General features: G+C 32.1%; 4 protein-coding genes. 3 read left to right on the top strand and 1 reads right to left on the bottom strand.

The features are described from left to right. The first annotated feature begins 88 nt into the window (after nt 1–88). Genes panB through ACIQZC_RS10020 form a run of 3 tightly spaced genes read left to right on the top strand, consistent with a single transcriptional unit; the run spans nt 89 to nt 2,410 of the window. A complete protein-coding gene (gene panB / locus ACIQZC_RS10030) occupies nt 89–907 on the top strand; it encodes a 3-methyl-2-oxobutanoate hydroxymethyltransferase (RefSeq protein WP_396139086.1) in 819 nt (272 codons plus the stop codon). A 25-nt stretch (nt 908–932) separates the two neighbouring features. Then, entirely contained in the window at nt 933–1,628 is a 696-nt protein-coding gene (locus ACIQZC_RS10025; RefSeq protein WP_396139085.1) for an RluA family pseudouridine synthase, read from the top strand. 11 nt (nt 1,629–1,639) lie between these two features. After that, nucleotides 1,640–2,410, top strand: a complete 771-nt coding sequence (locus ACIQZC_RS10020; RefSeq protein WP_396139084.1) for a hypothetical protein — start codon at nt 1,640–1,642, stop codon at nt 2,408–2,410. Between the two features lie 269 nt (nt 2,411–2,679). On the opposite strand, the gene ACIQZC_RS10015 is transcribed toward ACIQZC_RS10020, so the two are convergent. Beyond that, a partial coding sequence (locus ACIQZC_RS10015; RefSeq protein WP_396139083.1) for a YifB family Mg chelatase-like AAA ATPase occupies nt 2,680–3,510 on the bottom strand: 831 nt, incomplete at its 5' end.

Here is a 3,510-nt window from a genome sequence, read left to right as displayed (position 1 = left end):
TAATAGCGTAAAAAGTAAATTCTTCATGATTTGGTTTTTATTATAAGTTTTTAAAAGTTAATTTTGTTTCTTCAAAAATAGTCGAAAAATGTCTGTAGCAAAAAAAGATTACAAAAGAATTACCACAAAATCATTAATTGACATGAAAATCAATGGTGAGAAGATTTCTATGCTAACTGCCTATGATTTTACAATGGCTAAAATTGTAGACGCTGCAGGAGTTGATGTTATTCTTGTTGGTGATTCTGCGAGTAATGTAATGGCAGGACACGAAACTACATTACCTATTACGCTTGATCAAATGATATATCACGCTTCAAGTGTGGTTAGAGCATGCGAAAGAGCTTTAGTTGTAGTTGATTTACCGTTTGGAAGTTATCAATCGGATCCAAAAGAAGCGCTTCGGTCTTCTATTCGTATTATGAAAGAAAGTGGCGGACATGCTGTAAAACTTGAAGGCGGAAGCGAAATTGCTGCTTCCATAAAAAAAATATTGAATGCAGGTATTCCTGTTATGGGACATTTAGGCTTAACCCCACAATCGATATATAAATTTGGAACTTATTCTGTTAGAGCTAAAGAAGATGCTGAAGCAGAAAAATTATTAGAAGATGCAAAAATGCTTGAAAAAATAGGTTGTTTTGCATTGGTATTAGAAAAAATTCCAGCACATTTGGCTGAAAAAGTAGCTCAAAGCATCTCCATTCCCGTTATTGGAATTGGTGCAGGAGGCGGAGTTGATGGTCAGGTCCTAGTATTGCATGATATGATTGGAATGACTCACGAATTTAGTCCAAGATTTTTAAGACGTTATATGAATTTATTTGAAGAAATGTCCACTGCAATTGGCCAATATGTTACCGATGTGAAATCAAAAGATTTTCCAAATGTAAATGAACAATATTAAACTGGCGGCGCTTAATTAGTACATTTTGACTGAAAAAATAATTTCAAATAAATCAAACCTACAAATTCTTCATGAAGATAATCACATCATCGTTATCAATAAACGTGTGGGTGATATTGTTCAAGGCGATAAAACCGGCGATAAACCATTATCTGATGTAGTTAAAGAATATATCAAAGAAAAATACAGCAAACCAGGTGATGTATTTCTAGGTGTAGTGCATCGTTTAGACCGTCCAACATCTGGAGTAGTTATTTTTGCAAAAACTTCAAAAGCATTAGAACGATTAAACGCTTCGTTTAAAAATAGAGAGACTCAAAAAACATATTGGGCAGTGGTTAAAAACTATCCTTCTAAGGAGAAAGATACACTTACTCATTTTTTGAAAAGAAATTCCAAAAATAATACCTCAAGAGCTCATATTAAAGAAGTTCCAGAAAGTAAACCAGCAAGTCTTTCGTATCAAATTATAAAAAAACTTGACCATTATTTTGTTTTAGAAATTGATTTGCATACGGGCAGACATCACCAAATAAGAGCGCAACTCCAAGCGATTGGTTGCCCAATTAAAGGCGACTTGAAATATGGTTTTGACAGAAGTAATCCAGATGGAGGTATTCACTTACATGCAAAAAAATTAATACTTAAGCACCCAGTTTCAAAAGAAATTTTTACATTTATAGCTTCCCCCCCTAAAGATGCACTTTGGGATTTAATTTAAAAAAACAAACTATGAGAAAAATTATTGAGCAAAAAGTGAGTAACGGATATTCGTTAGACTTAGGAAAACTTATTGATGAAAGTTTTGCTACCTTCAAAAAAACTTTTTTAATTGCTGGACTAGGATTAATTATTGTTTCGGTTGTGGTATTATTAATTTATATTTTGCTTTTGGGAACCTTTTTTGGTTTTTCAAATTTTACCGAAACCATGACTTCTCTTGAAAGTCTAGCAACTGATAAAACATTTATTATAGGAAATGCAGTTGTATCTATGTTTTTTAGTGCATTATTTGCTCCTACAACTGCTGGTTTTATTCATTTAAACCATTTATCAGCTACTAAAAAAGAATTTAGTTTTTCTAATTTATTTGATTTTTACAAAGGGTACTTTTTTAAACAACTATTTTTAAGCTATTTAATTATTGGTTTTACAACTGCTGTTATTACATCAGTTTTAACTCTTCTTGGATTTGAATTTTTTAATTCGGTGGTTCAAATTTTTATTGGTTTATTTACTATTTTTACTGTTCCATTAATTATTTATGGCGAACAAAATTATTTAGAAGCTATTACAAAAAGTGCTCAGTTGTTTTTTAAACAACCCTTTATCATAATAATAGCATTAATAATTGCTGGTATAGGAATGCTTTTAGGAATTTTTGTATTATGTATTGGTATTCTCTTTACACTTCCATTTATTTATTCTATGTATTATGCAATTTATGCGCAATCAGTTGGTTTTAAAGAAGCATCACCAATAGATGAAAGTGGTTTAGAATAATATTTTACATTCAATATTGAAAAATTAGTAGATTTTACTCTAATCTATTATCAGAATAAAATAATAGCTGTTGTTGTTGCATTATTCATAAATCGACAGAAATAATAGAATTTTTAAGGTATGTTCAAGTAATTTTGGGCATACCTTTTCTGATTTCATAATCAAATCAAATTCATTTTTAAACAATTGTCAGGATATACTGTTCCATCCATAGCATGCTTATTCCAATTTTGATCAACATTATATAGTATTTGGAGCTCAATAATTTATTAGCCTAACCAACCTTCTCTATCTAGACTGCGATACTGAATTGCTTCTGCTACATGATGCGATTGAATAGAATTTGACGCTTCCAAATCGGCTATTGTTCGAGCAACTTTCAAAATTCGATCATATGCTCTAGCCGATAAATTTAATCGTTCCATTGCTGTTTTTAATAACTGCAAAGAAACTTCTTCTAAAACACAAAATTCTCTAATTAATTTGCTACTCATTTGCGCATTATAATGAATGTATTCCATAGTTTCAAATCGTAATGATTGAATTATTCGTGCGTTGGTCACTCGTTTTCTAATTTCCGTACTGCTTTCGGCTTTTCGTGTTTCTGTTAATTTTTCAAACGGAACAGGAGTTACTTCTATATGAATATCAATTCGATCTAACAATGGCCCAGAAATTTTACTCAAATACCGTTGCATTTCCATAGGCGATGATGTTACTGGAGCATTTGGATCATTAAAATATCCGCCAGGGCTTGGATTCATACTGGCAACTAACATAAATGACGATGGATAAGTAATCGTAAATTTTGCTCTTGAAATAGTCACTTCTCGATCTTCTAAGGGCTGACGCATTACTTCTAGCACTTCTCTTTTAAATTCGGGCAATTCATCTAAAAACAAAACGCCATTGTGAGCCAATGAAATTTCACCTGGCTGCGGATAACTTCCACCGCCTACTAATGAAACCGAACTTGCTGTATGGTGTGGACTTCTAAATGGGCGCTGAACCATCAAGCCAACATCTTTTGTTTTACCAGCTACCGAATGAATTTTTGTAGTTTCTAATGCTTCGCGCATCGTCATTGGTGGTAAAATACT

Origin of the sequence: Flavobacterium sp., from assembly GCF_044338735.1 — a bacterium.
In the GTDB taxonomy this organism is placed as follows: domain Bacteria; phylum Bacteroidota; class Bacteroidia; order Flavobacteriales; family Flavobacteriaceae; genus Flavobacterium.
This window is presented reverse-complemented; position numbering and strand designations above follow the sequence as displayed.